We start from the raw sequence: 17,164 nt of genomic DNA, 5'->3' as shown, positions 1-17,164 counted from the left end.
CGCCGGTGCCGGGCGGCGTCACGCCCCTGCTACAGAACGCGACCGGTCATGGGTGCTTCGGGGTGCTCGTCCCGACGGATTGGTCGATCGCGAGAAAAGGCACGGACGGAGGAGGGGCATCTGGCCGGCCGTCGGTCACTGCGGCCACCCGCCGCGGCGACGGCGGGCACGAAGCCGCGAAGCCCTGGCCCGCCATGGGGGTGTCCGGACCCGCCCTTCCGAGGGCACGCACGTTGAAGCGGAGCAATGTTCCGTTAAGGTTGCGGAACAGCGTTCCGCGACCGCGGGACGTGACGCCCCGGAAGAAGGAACACCGTGCCCGACATCACCCCACGCATCATCGCCATCAAGCCTCTCGTCGTGCCGTCGCCCGGCCGCGAGGTCGAGCTGCACGTCAAGGTGACGTCGCCGCACGGTGGGCACGACCTGCCCGTGATCGTCTTCTCCCACGGCAACGCATGGTCGATGGACGGCTACGAGCCACTCGTGGACCGCTGGGCGGCAGCCGGTTTCGTCGTGATCCAGCCGACCCACCTCGACAGCCGCCGACTCGGGATCGGGTTCGGTGACCCTCGCCACCCGTCCATCTGGCGGACCCGGATCGCCGATCTCGACGCCGTCCTCGATCACCTGGTCGAGATCGTCGTCGACGCGGGGCTCGCGGGTCGCGTCGACCTCGACCGCGTGGCCCTCGTCGGTCACTCGTGGGGCGCGCAGACGGTGGGGACCCTGCTGGGCGCCCGCGTCCTCGACGCCGCCGGGACACCCGGAGAGGACTTCGCGCGACCGGGCATCCGCGGCGGCGTCCTCATCGCGGCCACCGGCACCGGTGACTCGCTCGTCCCGTTCGCGGAGGAGCACCTGCCCTTCATGAGGCCCGACTACAGCACGATGACGGCGCCCGCCCTCGTCATCGCGGGAGAGAAGGACCAGTCGAAGATGTCCACGCGCGGACCCGACTGGTTCCTCGACGCCTACGAGCTGAGCCCCTCGCCCAAGAACCTCCTCGTCGTGCCAGGCGGTGAGCACACGCTGGGCGGCATCGCCGGTGAGGCCGTCAGCGAGACGACCGACCCGGACCCCGCGCGCGTCGAGCTCGTCGCCGACGCGGTGAGCGCGTACCTGCGAGACCTGCTCGGCACGACGGACGGCGCGTGGGACTCGCTCTCCCGGGACCTGCAGGATCGGCACGGCGCGAGGCTGGAGCGGAAGAACTGACCCCCGGCCCGGAGCCGTCGCGCGAGCACAGCCCCGCGACGCCTGCGGGACTTGTCGGCGGAACGCCGTTCCCCTAACGTGCGGACCCCTGCTCGACCGCCTCCGACCGAACGGAACCTCATGGCTGCGCCGCCCTCTCCAGAGCGACCGGCCCAGCGTGCCGACGCGCGCCGCAACCAGGAGAACCTGCTCGAGGCGGCAGCCCGAGCCTTCGTCGACTCGGGGGTGGACGTTCCCGTGCGGGACATCGCGGCTCGCGCCGGGGTGGGCCTCGGGACGATCTACCGCCACTTCCCCACCCGCGCCGACCTCATCGTCGCGGTCTATCGACACCAGGTGGAGGCCTGTGCAGCGGCCGGTCCCGCTCTGCTGCAGGAGTGCGGCTCACCGGTCGTCGCACTCACGCGGTGGCTCGATCTCTTCGTCGACTTCCTCGTGACCAAGCGCGGCCTGGCCGAGGCGCTCAACTCCGACGACGCCGCGCTCGCGCCACTCCACGAGTTCTTCGTCGAGCGACTTGTCCCGGTGTGTGGCGACCTCCTCTCCGCGGCCTCCGCCGCCGGTGAGCTCCGTCGCGACGTCGGCGCCTACCAGCTCCTGCGGAGCATCGGGAACCTGTGCATCGGCGGAGAGCAGGACCCCCGGTACGCCCCGCGTTCGGCGGTCGAGATGATGCTCGCCGGCCTGCGGGAGCCCGGCTGACCGTCGCTGTGCACACGCGCGGCGCCCCGCCCGACCTGGTGGTCGGACGGGGCGCCGTGGTGTCGGTTCGGCGGCTGTGGCGTCAGCTCCCCCTGCGGAGCCGGCCAGGCCGCCTGGCCGTGAGTCCGGTCCACCGCGAGCCCCTGCGCCCTTGGTGGTTCGTCCTTCCTCACCGGTTCCGCCCTGCACGGAGTGGGTGAGTACTGACCCGAACTGCTGGATTCACTTGTCGTCCCGAAGACTTCTCGGGTGGCTTCCCTGCCAAGCCCTGTGGGCTGTCGCAGACCGGATTTCGTCGGGCCCCTGCGACCCTCTGTCCTGCCCTTCTGCTGACGATGACTTTACCGGGCCTTTACCCTCGGCGCTCGGAATGGATGGGTTCCGCCCTGAAGATCGGCCGAACGGATGAGTCAGAAATCTCCACGACCGTGCACTCATTCCGAAGCATTGTGACGAAACCGCCACGGATGCAGCGGAATCGTCGTCATGGGCCCGACCGCGAAGAGCGCCGCGCGGCTCTTGGATGCTGAGAACAAATGCGTCCGATGACGCCCGTTCACCTCGTGCGTCGGCTGGGACGTCACTGCGAGAGGACGAGGTCCAGCCGGTCGAGCAGCGCCTCGAGCGACCGCTCGAACTCCTCGACCGTGTGGTCCTCGGCGAGGAGCGGCGCGGTCCGCAGGATCGTCGGGAAGTCCTCGACCGACACCTCCTCCCCCGGCGGGCGGACGGCGGCCCCGCCCTCGTCGAGCGGCTCCTCCACCGGCGAGGTCGTCGCGCCGAGCGTCGCGACCTCGAGCAGCAGGTGGCCGAGCAGGAAGCTCGTGAAGACGCGGTAGGCCTCGACGGCCTGGGCGTCGGTGAAGCCACGGCGGGTCAGCCCGTCGAGGAACCCCTCGACGACGCGCAGGCTGCGCAGCGGGGGTCGCAGCCACGGCGCCGCCGGGTGGCGGGTCGCGACCAGCGGGAAGACCGCCGGGTGGGCGACGGCGAGCGAGCGCACCGAGTGCGCCATCCACTGGAGGAACGCCTGCCACCCGTCGGCCGGCTCGAAGAGGTCGCCGGGGTCGACGGCGATGGAGTCGACGAGCGAGTCGACGATCGCCTCGAGCAGGTCCTCGCGCCCGTTGACGTGGCGGTAGAGCGCCATCGCCTCGACCCCGAGCCGCGCTCCCAGCGAGCGCATGGTCAGCGCCTCGAGCCCCTCGGCGTCGATCATCGCGATGGCCTCCGCGACCACCACCTCACGGTCGAGCGGGCGGCGCGGCTCGGCCCTGTCCTGCGGCGACAGCTCGTCCGTCGGTGGCATGCGACCTCCTCGCGGGTGTCACCCCACCCTGCCACGGGGGCGCGACAGCAGGACCGGGGCAGGACGCGGCCGGCCGGGACGGTCCGATGTTTACGTCGTAAACACCCGGGGTACGCCACGTGGGCGCCGCTCTCGGCGCGCTCCGTGAGCCGCCCCAGCGGCCCCTCCGAAAGGCTTTCCATGAACGACGCACTGCGCGACGCCCTGGCGGCGGTCGCCACCTTCGTCCCCAGGTTGCTCCTGTTCCTCGTCATCCTGCTGATCGGCTTCGTCGTCGCGAAGGCCCTGGCCAAGGCGGTCTCGGCCGTCCTCACGCGCGTCGGGTTCGACCGCGCCATCGAGCGTGGCGGCATCGGCCGGATGCTCGAGTCCTCGTCGTACGACGCCTCCGACATCCTCGCGAAGATCGTCTACTACGCGATCCTGCTCTTCACCCTGCAGCTGGCCTTCAGCGCCTTCGGGCCCAACCCCATCAGCGAGCTGCTGACCGGCGTCATCGCCTTCCTGCCGCGCGTCTTCGTCGCCATCGTCATCGTCGTCGTGGCCGCCGCCGTCTCGGCCGCGGTCAAGGGCCTGATCCAGAACACGCTGGGCGGTCTCTCGTACGGCAAGGTCCTGGCGAACATCGCCGGCGTCTTCATCCTCGGTCTCGGCGTCATCGCCGCGCTCAACCAGGTCGGCATCGCCACGACCGTCACCACGCCCGTGCTCGTCGCGGTCCTCGCGACCATCGGCGGCATCCTCGTCGTCGGTGTCGGCGGCGGCCTGGTCAAGCCGATGCAGTCGCGCTGGGAGCGCTACCTCGGCACGGTCGAGGAGGAGGCTCCCAAGGTGCGCGCCCACGTCGCCGGCGCTCCGAGCGTCGAGGACCAGGCCCGCGACGCCGCGCGCCAGACGCGCGCCGCGACCCAGCCCACCTCGGCGTACGACGCCAGCACCCCCCGCTGACCGCCATGGCCACCCCGCACGAGGACAGGACCACCGTGGACCACACCGAGACCCCCCGCGACACCGTGCCGCGCGACGCCGCACCCACGCGTCACGAGGTGCTCGACGCCGAGAAGGAGCGATACGGCGGCATCAAGGTCGGCTCCGCCTTCTTCGGCTGGCTGACCGCCACCGGCTCCGCCGTGCTCCTCACCGCGCTCGTGGCCGCCGCCGGCACCGGCGTCGGCATCGCGACCGGCACCGACGTCCAGGACGCCGCCGATCGCGCCACCAGCGACCCCACCACCGTGGGGCTCGCCGGCGGCATCGCACTGCTCGTCGTCCTCTTCGTCGCGTACTACTGCGGCGGGTACGTGGCCGGCCGGATGGCCCGGTTCAACGGCGCCAAGCAGGGCCTCGCCGTCTGGCTCTGGGCCCTCGTCATCGCGCTCGTCGTCGCCGTCCTCGGCCTCGTCGCCGGTGACCGGTACAACGTGCTCGGCCAGCTCAACAGCTTCCCCCGGCTCCCCGTCGGCGAGGGCGACGTCGGCACCGCCGGCATCCTCGCGCTCGTCGGTGTCGCCGTCGTCAGCCTGCTCGGGGCCGTCCTCGGCGGCCTCGCCGGGATGCGCTTCCACCGCAAGGTCGACCGCGCCGGCCTCGGGGCCTGACGTGTGACCGGACGGGGCGCCCTCGCGCGGAGGGCGCCCCGTCACCGGCCGGCGGAGGCAGGATGCGTGGCCCGCGCCGCCGGTGGGTAGAGCCGGTGGGATACCGACCGGCGAGGCAGCGGCCTCGTCCCCACCATCCCGGGAGTGACGTCCGTGCCCCTCGCCGTCCAGCCTGATGCAGGCGCCCGCGTGCTCGTCGACCAGCCGGGACGGGTCCGCACGGTGGCTGTGGTGCCCGGTGGGCACGCGTACTCGCGGACGGTCATGCCCGTCGAGGCCGGGTTCGCCGCGTTGCCGGACCCCCATCCCGACCTGGAGGGTGAGGTGGCCGGGGCTCGCTGGTGGCCGCCGCGGATGCTGACCCCCGAGTGGGTCGCACGCTCCGACTTCGACCTCATGCACGTCCACTTCGGCGTGGAGCAGGTGCCGCTGTCCACGCTCGACCAGACCATCCGCACCCTGCGGGAGACGGGCCGACCGCTCGTCCAGACCGTCCACGACCTGGAGAACCCCCACCTGCACGACCAGGCCGGCCACGAGGAGCGGCTCTCCGTCCTCGTCGAGGCCGCCGACGCGGTGCTGACGCTGACCCCCGGGGCCGCGGCCGAGATCGAACGACGTTGGCACCGAACGGCAATCGTCGTGCCGCACCCCCACCTCGTCCCGCTGTCCAGTATGCGCGCGGCGCGTGACGCGCGGATGGCCGCCGCGCCGGCGAGACGCCCAGTCGTCGGGACGACGCTGAAGGACCTGCGGGCCGGCACGGACGCCGTCGGCCTGCTGCCCGCGCTGCGCCACCTGGCCCGGGAAATGCCCGAGGCCGACGTCTGCGTGTGGGTGCACGAACGGACCTGGGACGCACCGCCGGACGACCGGGCCCGTCAGGCGTGCCGCGCGCTGGCCGAGGCCACCGCCGACGGCGTCCGGCTCGTCGTGCATCAGCCCATGAACGACGACACCCTGTGGTCGCACCTGGCCTCGCTCGACGTCGCCGTCCTGCCCTACCGGCACGGGACGCACTCGGGATGGCTGGAGGCGTGCCACGACCTCGGCACGAGCGTCGTCGCGCCGGACGTCGGCCACCTCGTCGACCAGCGGCCGGAGGGCGTCTACCGGTGGCGGCTGGACGGCGCCGACGAGGCGTCGCTGCTCGGCGCCGTCGAGGGTGCGCTCCGGCTGCGCGCCGCAGGTCTCCCGGGTGCCGATGCCGACGCCCGCGCGCGGCAGGTCACCGAGGTGCGCGCCGTGCACGCGCAGGTGTACGCCGCGCTCCTCGCCCGGGGGTCCGCAGGATGAGCGAGGCGACGGCCCCGCAGGTCGACGACCTGCCGGTGCACTGGCTCCCGGGTCCCGACCGGCACGGGGTCACGCTGCTCGCCCGCCAGGTGGCCGACGCGGCCGGCGCCCCGGTCGTCCGGGGCCACGAGGTACCCGCCCGGCTCCACGGCCGCCCGGTCCATCTGCACTTCTCCACCGGCCTGTTCGGCTCCCCGGAGGCGGCCCGCGAGGTCGTGGTCGCGTGGGCATCCCGGACCCGGCTGAGCCTCACCCTCCACGACGTCCCGCAGCCGGCCGAGGGGTCGCGATGGGGGCGGCGCGCGGCGGTCTACTCCCACCTGGTGGCGCGCTCGTCCGCGTGGGCGGTCAACAGCCGCTGGGAGGCGACCCTCGCCGCGGCAGCCCTGCCACAGGCGCCCCGCGGCCCGGAGGTCATCCCTCTCCCCATCGTGCTGGAGCCCCGGTCGACCGGCCCGACGCGAGCCGTGGGCGCGGGCTCGGCCGTCCTGCCGACCGCCGTACCGCAGGCCCGGGACGGGTGGATCGGGCTGGTCGGCTGGGTCTACCCCGACAAGGGCCACGAGGAGGCCATCGAGCTCGCGGCGGCCCTGCGCTCGACCGGCCGCGCCCTCGGTGTCGCCGCCCTCGGGGGTGTGGTCGCCGGCCACGACGAGCTCGCGGACGACCTGGCGCGCCTCGCCGACCGCCTCGGGGTGGCGTGGCACGTCACCGGGTACCTCGACGACGACGCCCTGGTCCGGGCGATGCACGAGACCACGGTGCCGGTTGCCGCACACCGGCATCCGTCGGCGTCCGGGTCGGTCAACAGCTGGGTGGCCGCAGGCCGGCGACCCCTCCTGCGGGAGCACCCCTCCACGGTCGAGCTCGACGAGCTGCGTCCGGGTGCCCACCTCGTCCGCGGTCTCGACGCCTGGCCGGCCGAGGCCGCCCTGGCACTGGACGACCCCGCGCGGACCTGGCTGCCCCCCGACTACCGGCCGCCCCACACGCTGGACGACGTGGTGCGCACCTACCGGTCCTGGTGGGCGCGGTGAGTCCGCAACCCCCGTGGGGCGCAGCCGTACCGGGCAACCGCTGGGACCTCGTCGAGGGGCAGGACGCGCCGGTCCGCAGCGTCGGTGTCGTGGTGCTCCACTACCGCCAGCAGCGTGAGCTCGACCGCACCCTCCACGCACTCGCTCGCCAGGACTACCCCGCGGACGCGGTCGAGGTGGTCGTCACCGACGACGGCAGCGACCCGCTGCCGCGCGTCCCCGACGGCGTGGGCCTGGTGACGCAGGAGGACCGCGGCTTCCGGGCGGCCGCCGCCCGCAACGCCGGTGCTCGGCGGACCCGGGCCGACGTGCTCGTCTTCCTCGACGCCGACTCCACGCCCGAGCCGTCGTTCCTCCGCGCCGTCACACGGCTGCCGCGGCTGCTGCCGGAGGCCGTCGTCGTCGGTCGGCGACGGCACGCCGACCTCGCGACCGTCCCGCTCGATGCGCCCGTCGAGACCAACGGACCCGCGCACGAGCTGCCCGAGCCGGCGTGGCTGCGGGAGGCGTACGCCGGCTCGGCCGACCTGCTCCACGCCGACGCGCTCTCGTTCCGGCACGTGATCTCGGCGGCGGTGGCGTGCAGCCGCTGGTGGTTCGACCACGTCGGTGGCTTCGACGAGGGGTTCACCACCTACGGCGGCGAGGACTGGGAGTGGGCCGCGCGCGCCTGGGAGGCCGGTGGCCTGCTCGCCCACGCCGCCGACGCGACCGTCTGGCACGACGGCCCCGACGCGGGCGAGGAGCCCCGGGACTGGGGACGCGAGGGCGCCGTCCACGCGAAGGACCTCGAGTCGCTCGCCGTCGCCACTCGCGTCGGCGTCCCCGGGGTCACCACCCGGGCCCTCGACCTGGGCGCGGACGACGTGGTCGTGACGGTGCCACCCGGCGTCGACCTCGCCGCCCTCGTCATCACGCTCGACCCCCTCCTCCAGGCCGTTCCGACCGCACGACTGCTTCTCGGCGACGCCCACGCGGCGCTGCTGCCGCAGGAGCACCGGGTGCGTCCTCGCCCCGACGGGGACGTCGACGGCGTCCCCGACGTGGCGCTGCTGGACACGGTCGGGCGCTACCGGCGCCACGTCCACGTGCACGCGCCCGCCCACGCCTCCCCCGCGACCTGGCACCGGCTGCTCTCCGACGTGGACCGGGCCGACGCTCCGGCATCGGTCACCGTCGAGCACGACCGCCGGCCGCTCCTCGAGGTCCGGTCGCTGCGAGCGCTACGTCGGGCCGCGCTCTGGGACCGGCCGGACCTCGTTGCCTCGCAGCCGCTTTCCGCCGCAGCCGTGGACGTCACGCCGACCGGTTCCGGCGTGGCGGGTCGTCTGCTGAAGGCCGGGCTCGCAGGACCGGGGGGGTCGGGTCGGTCGCGCGGTCAGAACGCGTAGGAGAACCGCTCGAGGTCGGCGGCGTGGGCGGTCTGCACGAGGGCGCGGCTGGCGGCGTCGTACGCACGCCAGTAGGCCCGCTCGCGGTCGGTGACGTTGGTGGGCGCGACGGCGAGCTCGAGGCCGAGCAGGTTGTGGAGGTCCTCCTCCAGGTGCTCCATCCGCAGGACGACGTCGGCTTCCTCGACGTGGCCACGGTTGACGCGCCGCTCGCCGGGGCCATCGATGGCCAGCGCAAGCCACTCGCCGAACTCGAGCGTCACGGCATCCACGATGCGCCCGACCGCGCCGGGGGTGGCGTACACCCAGGAGTCCGGCTGCCGCAGCTCGTGCACCCAGCGACGGCGGCTGCGTTCGTACTCCGCGACGTAGAAGTCGAACGGGTTGCGGGTCGTCGTGACCACGCGCAGCCCGTGGTCCGGTGCCAGGAACCCGGCACTGACGAGCTGGGCGGCGGTCGCGTGCTTGACGTCGATGCCCTCGACCCGCACTGCGTCGGCGGCGGGCACCTCGACGACACCGCCCCGCGCGAACAGGGCCTCGCGCAGCGCCGTGCTGGCCGTGCCGGGTGCCGCCGTGAACAGCAGCCCCGACCCCGCGTCGAGCAACGCCATCAGCGGACCACGTCGGCGAGGGGCATGGCGCAGGAGGCAGGTGTCATGGGTCGAGTCTCGGTGACGGCGCCGTCACCTCGAGCGATCGGTGCAGGGGGATCGGGACCACGGACGACGCCGAGCACCGACGAGGGGGCCGATCCTCCACGTGTTCGTGGACCGGTCGGGGGGAGCACGAGCGGCCCCACACCGGTCGGCTCTCGCTAGGGTGCGACGGCAGAGCCCGAGGGAAGGTGCGACCCGTGGAGATGTCGGAGCTGGACGAGCTGGCGGCCGGGCTCGCGGGGGTGCGGGCCACCCGGTCGGACGGCCGGACCCACTGGCGGTACGACGGCCGGTTGGTCGCTCGTCAGCTCGACGACTCCCACGTCGTGCTCCGGGCGGACCTCGACTACCGGGACCAGATCGTCACGCAGTTCCCCGCGACGTTCAGCATCCCGCCCCGCTTCGCCACGCACATGATGGTCGTGGCGGACCTCGCCAACGGTGATGCGGGTGCCATCGAGGACGCGCTCGAGGCTGCGTGGCGGCTCCAGCGACGGTGATCGCACGCCGGATGCGGCGTCACCGACCCCAGGACCGACCGGGCCGCGCCATCCGGCGTTCGCGTACCTGTCGATCACCTCGAGGCATCGCCGGACCTGGACGGCGCCCGCGGGGTTCCTCCAGCCCAGCTTCTCCAGCGCCCAGCCGACGGCGAAGGCCGGGACCAGCCCCGCGGCCGCCGACGTCGGATCCGCGACGCGCGCGTAACCGCGGCACAGCACCTCCGACCAGTCGTGCCACGGGTCGCCGGCGGAGACCTCCCACCGCGCCAGGTCGAAGGCCGGTGGCGCCGGCCCGGCGAACTCCCAGTCGATGACGCCGACGATCCTGCGGTCGTCGACCACGAGGTTCTTGGGCATGAAGTCCCCGTGCGCCAAGGGCAGTGGGCCGAGAGGGCGGTGCGCCACCCGGCGCGCGAGCTCGACGCCCCGTTCGACGATCGTGACCCCGGCATCGCCGACCTCCCGCCCCACGGTGACCAGCGCCCGCGCCGTCGCGGCGTCGTCCGGGGGCCGGAGCTCGTGACGGGTCCCACCCGCTGGAGCCAGCGTGTGGATCCGCGCGAGGAGCTCGCCCGCATCGGCCGTCAACCGCTCGAGGTCGCGGGTCGGCAGCTCGGCGCCCAGCGTGTCCAGGGACCGGCCGGGGATGAAATCGAGCACGCAGAAGGACAGCACGCTCGTCTCGTCCTCGACGTGCTGGACCCCCAGCGGCGCCGGCGCTGGCACACCCGCTGCGCGCGCCTGCTCCATCAGGCGTGGCTCGTCGGCGAACCACGGCACCGGATGCTTGGCCACCCGCACGACCACCTCGCTCCCGCCGGACAGCCCGGCGAGGTAGGTCTCGTTCATGCCCCCACCGGTCAGGCCGACCAGCCGGTCGACGGCTCGTCCACACACCTGCCGCACGGCCGCATCCATCGACGAACGAGCCGTGGTCACCACCGAGCCATCCTCCCGGATCACCCGACCACCTGGCGCCGGGCTATCTGGGAGGGTGTAGTCCCGTGCGCACGTTCGACGAGCTGGTGGCCGAGGCCGAGGCGGCGGACGTCACCGGGTGGGGCTTCGGATGGCTGCAGGGCCGGGCCGTCGAGGAGCGCCCTCCGTGGGGTTTCGCCCGCCTCCTCGCGGAGCGGCTCGCGACGGTCGGTCGCGCGCTGGACCTCGACACCGGGGGCGGCGAGGTCGTCGATGAGGCACCGGTGCTTCCCGCGACGATGGTGGTCACGGAGTCCTGGCCGCCGAACGCCGAGCGGGCGCGGGAGACGTTGGGACCGCGCGGCGTCCGGGTCGTCGAGACGACGGACGGGGCACCGCTGCCGTTCCCGGACCGGTCCTTCGACCTGGTCACGGCCCGTCACCCGGTCCGGCCCGACTGGCCGGAGATCCACCGGGTGCTGCGGCCGAACGGGCTCTACCTCGCCCAGCACGTCGGCCCGGCCTCGGCGTTCGAGCTGATCGAGCACCTGCTCGGGCCGCTCCCCGAGCAGCGCCTGGGACGTGACCCCCGTCGCGAGGCGAGCGACGCCGAGGCCGCCGGGTTGACCGTCGAGACCCTCCGGACGGCCAGGTGCCGGATGGAGTTCCACGACGTCGGCGCCGTCGTCTGGATCCTGCGCAAGTGCGTCTGGTGGGTCCCGGACTTCGGCGTCGACCGGTACGAGCGTCAGCTGCGCGAGCTCGATGCGGGGATGCGGGCCGGTCGACCCTTCGTGGCGCACTCCACCCGCCACCTCATCGCCGCGAGGCGATAGGCGCCACCGCTGAGGGCGGGCAGCAGTCTCCGGCCAGCGCTGCGCCGCAACCAGTTCGCGGTCCGCATCGTGGGCTCAGCGCGGAGACTCGTGGCCCTCGTCGCGATGAAGGGCAGCGTGGAGCACGACGCCCACCGCGGCCCCGAGGAAGGCCATCGCGGTCAGGTAGGCGACCAACCCCATGTCGCCGAACGGGGACCGGACGCACTCCTGGCTCAGCTGCGTCACGGCTCCTCCGATGCCGGTGAACGGGCCACCGATGGGGCATGACGTCGCGAAGGAACCGAACGTGACTGCCGCGAACACTCCGCCGACCAGGCTTCCGACCGCGGCGCCGGGAAGCCATCCGATGGCCTTGCCGAGAGCGTCCCAGTTCATGACAGAGATCAATACGCCCACCCGGCGAGGCGATGCAAGAGGCACAGGTCGCCGGGCAGCGCGCCTTCGCTGGCCACGGGTGGGCCCCGTCCGCCGGCGCAGATCCGGTCTGCTCGCAGCGGATGGACGCTCGGCCGAGTCGAGTGAGTAGAACACGCCGTCTGCGGGGGGCCGCAGACGGCGTGTTCTACCCACTCGACGGGGTGGCGGCAGTGCCGGTCTGTGCCGCTGCTCAGCCACAAACTTGTACCTCATGGAAGAGCGTCAAGGATCAGCCGAAGCGATGTCAGGCCTCACGCGAGCCACTGTCGCGGCTCGTGGCGTCGCAGCTGGGGTCATCACCCCGGCTGTGACGCCATCAACGACACCACCGGGCGCAGCGAGACCGAGATGGAGCTGGCGGGGGGACTCGAACCCCCAACCCCCTGTTTACAAGACAGGTGCGCTACCGATTGCGCCACGCCAGCGGGCCGACCCGGAGGCCGACGGCCCCACACTCTATCGGCCGCTCCACAGCCCGATGCGCGGCTTTAGGGCAGCGCGTAACGGACCCCCGCGCAGCTCATCCGGTGGAGGTGAAAACCGACCCTGACGTGGTCGGGTTTCACCTCGAACCGGCGCGGGGTCAGCCGGCCTGCGGGTCCGCGGGGTCGGTGGTGGGGAGGGCCATCGTCTCGTCGACCGGCTGCTGCTCCGCCGGGGGCGCCGCCACGGGCACAGGAGCCGCAGCAGGCGTACGGACGACCGGGTTCTGGAGCGTCGAGGCGACGATGCCGACGCCGACGACCGCGACGAGCCACGCGAGGCCGAAGCGGTACACGGCCTGGTCGATCGAGAGGTTGCCGGCGTAGACGAGCATCCCCGCGGGGACGAACAGCGCGACCCCGAAGAGCGCGCCGAACGCGAAGCGCTCCGGCGAGTGCGGCTTCGCGGTCTTGGCCTTCGCCTCTCCCCCACCCTTCTTGCGGCCCACGTCAGACCCCCGCCGTGCCGAGCGCGTCGGCGGCGGCGACGTCGACGACGCCGGCCGTGGTCAGGCGCAGGTGGCCACCAAGCTCCTGGTACGCGAGCACCGGCAGCTGCGGGGCCGCGCCCTCGACGAGCCGGCGCACCGCCCGCCGCAGCGGCTGCGCGCACACGAGCACCGGCTGCACGCCGCCCTCCTCGACCGTGCGCGAGACGCGGGCGGCCTCGGTGGCGAGCCGGTCGGCGAAGTAGGGGTCGAGCAGCAGCTGAGGGCCGCCGTCACCGGAGCGCAGCGACTCGAGCAGCTTCTGCTCCAGCCGCGGCTCGAAGGTCAGCACGTGCAGGTCGCCGTTGGAGGCGTGCGACGCGGCGATGGCCGGGCCCAGGGCCAGGCGAGCGGCCTCGACGAGCTGGTCGGGGTCGGTGGTGACGCGGGCCCGCAGCGAGATCGCCTCGAAGATCCGGACGAGGTCGCGGATGCCGACGCCCTCGACGAGCAGCCCCTTGAGGACGCGCTGGATCTCGCCGAGCGCGAGCGGGTTGGGGGTGAGCTCCTCGATGACCTGCGGGTGCGTCGAGCGGACGGCGTCGACGAGCAGCTTGACGTCCTCGCGGCCGAGCAGGTCGGCGGCGTGCCGGCGCACGGTCTCGGCGAGGTGCGTGGTGATGACCGACGAGCGGTCGACGACCGTGCCGTCGAGGGCCTCGGCGCGGCCGCGCAGGTGCGCGGCGACCCACTTGGCCTCGAGGCCGAACACCGGCTCGCGGGTCGGGATGCCCTCGAGGTGCGCGATGGCGTCGCCGATGACGAGCACGTGCCCGGCGGGCGCCTCGCCACGGGCGACCTCGACGCCGTGGACCCGGATCGCGTAGGTGTGCGAGGGCAGGTCGAGGTTGTCGCGGGTGCGCACGAGCGGGATGACGACGCCGAGCTCCATCGCGAGCTTGCGGCGCAGCGCCTTGACCCGGCCGAGCAGGTCGCCGCCGTTGTCGGCGTCGACGAGGCCGATGAGGTCGAAGGCCAGCTCGAGCTCGAGCGGCTCGACGCGGATGTCGTGGGCGAGGACCTGCGGGCTGTCCGGCGACGGCAGGGCCTCGCGCTCGGCGGCGGCCTCCTCGGCGCGGCGGGCCTCCTCGCGCTCCTCGAGCTTCGGCATCGCGCGGGCCAGGAGCACCGCGCCCCCGCCGATGAGGATGAACGGCAGCTTCGGCAGGGCCGGCACGAGGGCCAGCGCCATGATGACGACGCCGGCGATCTGGATGGCCCCGCGCTGCTGGCCGAACTGGTGGATGATGTCGCCGCCCATGTCGCGCTCGGTCGAGGCGCGGGTGACGATGATGCCGGTCGACATCGACAGCAGCAGGGCGGGGATCTGCGAGACGAGGCCGTCGCCGACCGACAGGAGGCTGTAGGTCTGGACCGCGTCCCCGACGGCCTGGCCGTTCTGGACGACGCCGATGACGAGGCCGCCGATGAGGTTGACGAGCGTGATGACGATGGCGGCGATCGCGTCGCCCTTGACGAACTTCGAGGCACCGTCCATCGCGCCGTAGAAGTCCGCCTCCCCCGAGACCTCCTTGCGGCGGCGCCGCGCCTCGTCCTCGTCGATGAGGCCCGAGTTGAGGTCGGCGTCGATGGCCATCTGCTTGCCGGGCATCGCGTCGAGGGTGAAGCGGGCGGCCACCTCGGCCACGCGCCCGGCACCGTTGGTGATGACGACGAACTGGATGACGACGAGGATGAGGAAGATGACGAGGCCGACGACGAGCGAGCTGCCGACGACGAAGTGACCGAACGCCTCGATGACCTTGCCGGCGAACCCGTCGACGAGCACGAGGCGGGTCGCGCTGATGTTGAGCGCCAGCCGGAAGAGCGTCGCGACGAGCAGCAGCGACGGGAAGACCGCGAAGTCCAGCGGCCGCGTCACGCGCAGGGCCACGAGCAGGACGAGCACCGAGATCGTGAGGTTGAGGGCCAGCAGCAGGTCGAGCAGCATGCTCGGCACCGGCACGACCATCATGACGACGACGCCGACGACGGCCGCCGGGATGCCGATCTGGCTCAGCCGTGCGTTCTTCATCGGACCTCGCGGTGGCGACGGGAGCGGGTGGTGGCAGTCATCTCGGGACTCCCATCGGCAGACGGGGACGTGACCTGAGGGGTGCGGACGGTCGGTGTGCTCACGCGGCGACCCCCGCCCGGTCGGTGCCCGCGTACGGGCTGCGGTGGAAACCGCTCGTCACGCCGCGGCGCTTGAGCCCGAGGACGAAGACGAACACGCCGGCGACGGCGTCGAACAGCTCCGGCGGGATCTCGTCGCCGACGTCGCACATCCGGTAGACGGTGCGCGCGAGCGGCACGTCCTCGACCATCGGCAGCCGCAGCTCGGCCGCCTCCTCGCGGATGCGGGCCGCCGCCGCGCCGGCGCCGCGCGCGACGACTCGCGGTGCGCCGAGGCCCATCTCGTACTTGAGCGCGACCGCGACGTGGGTCGGGTTGACGAGCACGACGTCGGCCGAGGCGAGGTTGGAGAGCATCCGGTTGCGGCTCATCTCGCGCTGCTTGCCGCGGATCATGCCCTTGAGCAGCGGGTCGCCCTCGGACTGCTTGTGCTCGCGCCTGATCTCGTCCTGGCTCATCTTCAGCTGCGACCCGATGCGCCGCTTCTCCATGACGAAGTCCGCCGCGGCGAGCACGAGCCCGACGCCGGCGACGAGCCGCAGGACGTGCGTCACGGCGCCGACGGTGGCGGAGGCCGCCGCCCCAAGGGACCACGAGCCGTGGGTCGTCATGAGGATCGCGACGTCGCGCAGCTCGGTGTACCCGACCCACCCGAAGATGACGAACTTCAGCAGGGTCTTGCCGAGGGTCCACGCGGCGTGCGCGGAGACGAGCTGCTTCAGCCCCTTGGCCGGGTTGAGCACACCGAAGTTGGGCTTGAACTTGCCGGGGTAGACCCGGATGCCGCCCTGCGCCGCGCTGCTGGCCAGCGCGGCGACGACCATGACGCCGAGGAACGGCGCGAGCACCTTGACGGCGTCGATCCCGGTCTGCCGCAGCACGGTCACGCCGCGCTCGGGCTGCGGGTCGAGGATGACCTCGCGCAGCCCCTGGAGGGTGGCGGCGAACAGCTCGGACAGCCCGGAGACGAGGTGCGGCAGGACGACGGACGCGAGCATGACGGCCGCCCACGCGCTGAGCTCGGCGGTGCGGGCGACCTGCCCGTCGCGGCGCGCCTTCTTGAGCCGCTGCGGGGTGGGCTTCTCGGTCTTCTGCGACTTGTCGCTCACCGGCTCACCCACCCGCCCCGAGCATCCGCGCCACCGACGTCATGTCGCGGCCGGTCTGGTCGAGCAGCTCGCTGACGACCCCGGGCAGCAGCGCGAAGGCCATCCCCGCGAAGGAGATGACGAGGATGATCTTCACGGGGAAGCTGATCGCGAAGATGTTGAGCGTTGGGACGGCTCGCGACACGAGGCCGAGCGCGATCTCCGAGAGGAAGAGCACGACGAGCACCGGCGCCGCCACCTGGAGCGCGCCGCCGAGGAAGGTGCCGATGCCGTCGGTGACGAGCCGGGCGAGGTCGCCGAGGGCCATCGGGTGCAGCGGCAGGACCGTGAACGTCGAGATGAGCCCCCGCACGAGGAAGAGGTGCCCGCCGGTCGCGAAGAGCAGCGTGATCGCGAGCAGCTGGTGGATGCGCCCGAAGATGCTGCTCGTCGCGTTCGACATCGGGTCGTAGAGCGAGGCGAGCGTGAAGCCGCTCGCGAGGTCGAGCAGCTCGCCGGCGGCCTGCACGACCGCGAAGGCCAGCAGGACGACGAAGCCCATCGCCGCCCCGACGACCGCCTGGTACAGCGCCGCGCCGAGCAGCGGGAAGAGCTCGAGCGCCGGCGTCGCCTGGCCGCGGATGGCCGGCAGCACCGCGAGCGAGAGCGCCACGGCCAGACCGGCCTTGACGCGCGCCGGCACGGCCTTGCTGCTGAACGGCGGGGCGAGGAGGAAGAACACCGAGAGCCGGGTCGTCGCGAGCAGCAGCGTGACGAGCGAGTCGGCGGCGAACGCGATGGTCATCAGGTGAGCAGCTGCGGCAGGAGGTCGAACATGGCGCGGGTGAAGGACACCGCTTCCTGGAGCATCCAGTGGCCGGCGACGACGAGCACGAGCGCGACGCCGAGGAGCTTCGGCACGAAGCTGAGCGTCACCTCCTGCACCTGCGTGACCGCCTGGAAGAGCGAGATGACGAAGCCGATGGCCAGGGCGGTGAGCAGCACGGGCATCGCCAGCTTCGCGCTGACGATCATGGCCTGCACCCCGATGTGGACGATGTCGGCGTCGGTCACGTCCTCCCC

General features: G+C 72.9%; 17 protein-coding genes and 1 tRNA gene. 8 read left to right on the top strand and 10 right to left on the bottom strand.

Features of this window, described 5'->3' with window-relative positions; genetic code table 11:
* The first annotated feature begins 315 nt into the window (after window positions 1–315).
* Together KMZ30_RS05215 and KMZ30_RS05210 are read left to right on the top strand one after the other, a co-directional pair.
* Entirely contained in the window at window positions 316–1,218 is a 903-nt protein-coding gene (locus KMZ30_RS05215; protein WP_308279645.1) for an alpha/beta hydrolase family protein, read from the top strand.
* Window positions 1,219–1,338: 120 nt separating this feature from the next.
* The gene (locus KMZ30_RS05210; protein WP_215512302.1) at window positions 1,339–1,920 is read left to right on the top strand and encodes a TetR/AcrR family transcriptional regulator; all 582 of its coding nucleotides are present in this window, start codon (window positions 1,339–1,341) and stop codon (window positions 1,918–1,920) included.
* A gap of 580 nt (window positions 1,921–2,500) precedes the next feature.
* Here the strand turns inward: KMZ30_RS05210 and KMZ30_RS05205 are convergent.
* On the bottom strand, window positions 2,501–3,229 hold the full coding sequence (locus KMZ30_RS05205) for a TetR/AcrR family transcriptional regulator (RefSeq protein ID WP_215512301.1): 729 nt from the start codon (window positions 3,227–3,229) through the stop codon (window positions 2,501–2,503).
* Window positions 3,230–3,409: 180 nt separating this feature from the next.
* On the opposite strand from KMZ30_RS05205, the gene KMZ30_RS05200 reads away from it, so the two are divergent.
* From KMZ30_RS05200 to KMZ30_RS05180, 5 genes are all read left to right on the top strand, one after another.
* Entirely contained in the window at window positions 3,410–4,177 is a 768-nt protein-coding gene (locus KMZ30_RS05200) for a mechanosensitive ion channel family protein (RefSeq protein ID WP_215519883.1), read from the top strand.
* Window positions 4,178–4,182: 5 nt separating this feature from the next.
* Window positions 4,183–4,827, top strand: coding sequence for a hypothetical protein (locus KMZ30_RS05195; RefSeq protein ID WP_226902032.1), 645 nt, complete (start codon window positions 4,183–4,185; stop codon window positions 4,825–4,827).
* A gap of 144 nt (window positions 4,828–4,971) precedes the next feature.
* Window positions 4,972–6,123 carry a glycosyltransferase family protein gene (locus tag KMZ30_RS05190; RefSeq protein ID WP_308279644.1) on the top strand — a complete coding sequence of 384 codons (1,152 nt, stop codon included), beginning with the start codon at window positions 4,972–4,974 and terminating at the stop codon, window positions 6,121–6,123.
* Window positions 6,120–7,160, top strand: a complete 1,041-nt coding sequence (locus KMZ30_RS05185; RefSeq protein ID WP_215512299.1) for a glycosyltransferase family protein — start codon at window positions 6,120–6,122, stop codon at window positions 7,158–7,160. Before KMZ30_RS05190 ends, KMZ30_RS05185 begins: the two co-directional genes overlap by 4 nt.
* Window positions 7,157–8,551: a glycosyltransferase gene (locus tag KMZ30_RS05180; protein WP_215512298.1), complete on the top strand. Its 1,395-nt coding sequence runs from the start codon at window positions 7,157–7,159 to the stop codon at window positions 8,549–8,551. The genes KMZ30_RS05185 and KMZ30_RS05180 overlap by 4 nt, the downstream gene beginning before the upstream one ends.
* Here the strand turns inward: KMZ30_RS05180 and KMZ30_RS05175 are convergent.
* On the bottom strand, window positions 8,539–9,165 hold the full coding sequence (locus tag KMZ30_RS05175) for a hypothetical protein (RefSeq protein WP_215512297.1): 627 nt from the start codon (window positions 9,163–9,165) through the stop codon (window positions 8,539–8,541). The two genes, KMZ30_RS05180 and KMZ30_RS05175, sit on opposite strands and share 13 nt — an antisense overlap.
* Window positions 9,166–9,368: 203 nt before the next feature.
* Window positions 9,369–10,631 (bottom strand): phosphotransferase enzyme family protein, encoded by a 1,263-nt coding sequence (locus tag KMZ30_RS05170; RefSeq protein ID WP_226905202.1) that lies wholly within the window; start codon window positions 10,629–10,631, stop codon window positions 9,369–9,371.
* 86 nt (window positions 10,632–10,717) lie between these two features.
* Between KMZ30_RS05170 and KMZ30_RS05165 the strand changes: the two genes are divergently transcribed.
* Window positions 10,718–11,467 carry a class I SAM-dependent methyltransferase gene (locus KMZ30_RS05165; RefSeq protein ID WP_215512295.1) on the top strand — a complete coding sequence of 250 codons (750 nt, stop codon included), beginning with the start codon at window positions 10,718–10,720 and terminating at the stop codon, window positions 11,465–11,467.
* 75 nt (window positions 11,468–11,542) lie between these two features.
* Here the strand turns inward: KMZ30_RS05165 and KMZ30_RS05160 are convergent, their stop codons facing one another.
* From KMZ30_RS05160 to fliQ, 7 genes are all read right to left on the bottom strand, one after another.
* The gene (locus tag KMZ30_RS05160) at window positions 11,543–11,845 is read right to left on the bottom strand and encodes a hypothetical protein (RefSeq protein ID WP_215519881.1); all 303 of its coding nucleotides are present in this window, start codon (window positions 11,843–11,845) and stop codon (window positions 11,543–11,545) included.
* A 391-nt stretch (window positions 11,846–12,236) separates the two neighbouring features.
* A tRNA-Thr gene (locus KMZ30_RS05155) sits at window positions 12,237–12,312 on the bottom strand.
* A gap of 158 nt (window positions 12,313–12,470) precedes the next feature.
* The gene (locus KMZ30_RS05150) at window positions 12,471–12,818 is read right to left on the bottom strand and encodes a hypothetical protein (RefSeq protein ID WP_215512293.1); all 348 of its coding nucleotides are present in this window, start codon (window positions 12,816–12,818) and stop codon (window positions 12,471–12,473) included.
* Window position 12,819: 1 nt separating this feature from the next.
* On the bottom strand, window positions 12,820–14,892 hold the full coding sequence (gene flhA, locus KMZ30_RS05145) for a flagellar biosynthesis protein FlhA (protein WP_215512292.1): 2,073 nt from the start codon (window positions 14,890–14,892) through the stop codon (window positions 12,820–12,822).
* A gap of 100 nt (window positions 14,893–14,992) precedes the next feature.
* Window positions 14,993–16,102 (bottom strand): EscU/YscU/HrcU family type III secretion system export apparatus switch protein, encoded by a 1,110-nt coding sequence (locus KMZ30_RS05140; RefSeq protein ID WP_215512291.1) that lies wholly within the window; start codon window positions 16,100–16,102, stop codon window positions 14,993–14,995.
* A gap of 4 nt (window positions 16,103–16,106) precedes the next feature.
* Window positions 16,107–16,886 carry a flagellar biosynthetic protein FliR gene (locus tag KMZ30_RS05135; protein ID WP_030528551.1) on the bottom strand — a complete coding sequence of 260 codons (780 nt, stop codon included), beginning with the start codon at window positions 16,884–16,886 and terminating at the stop codon, window positions 16,107–16,109.
* The gene (fliQ, locus tag KMZ30_RS05130) at window positions 16,886–17,155 is read right to left on the bottom strand and encodes a flagellar biosynthesis protein FliQ (RefSeq protein ID WP_030528550.1); all 270 of its coding nucleotides are present in this window, start codon (window positions 17,153–17,155) and stop codon (window positions 16,886–16,888) included. The genes KMZ30_RS05135 and fliQ overlap by 1 nt, the downstream gene beginning before the upstream one ends.
* Between the last annotated feature and the right edge of the window lie 9 nt (window positions 17,156–17,164).

Source organism: Phycicoccus mangrovi (genome assembly GCF_018729305.1).
GTDB lineage: Bacteria > Actinomycetota > Actinomycetes > Actinomycetales > Dermatophilaceae > Phycicoccus > Phycicoccus jejuensis.
The sequence above is the reverse complement of the archived record's forward strand: the minus strand, read 5'-3'. Positions and strand labels throughout refer to the sequence as shown.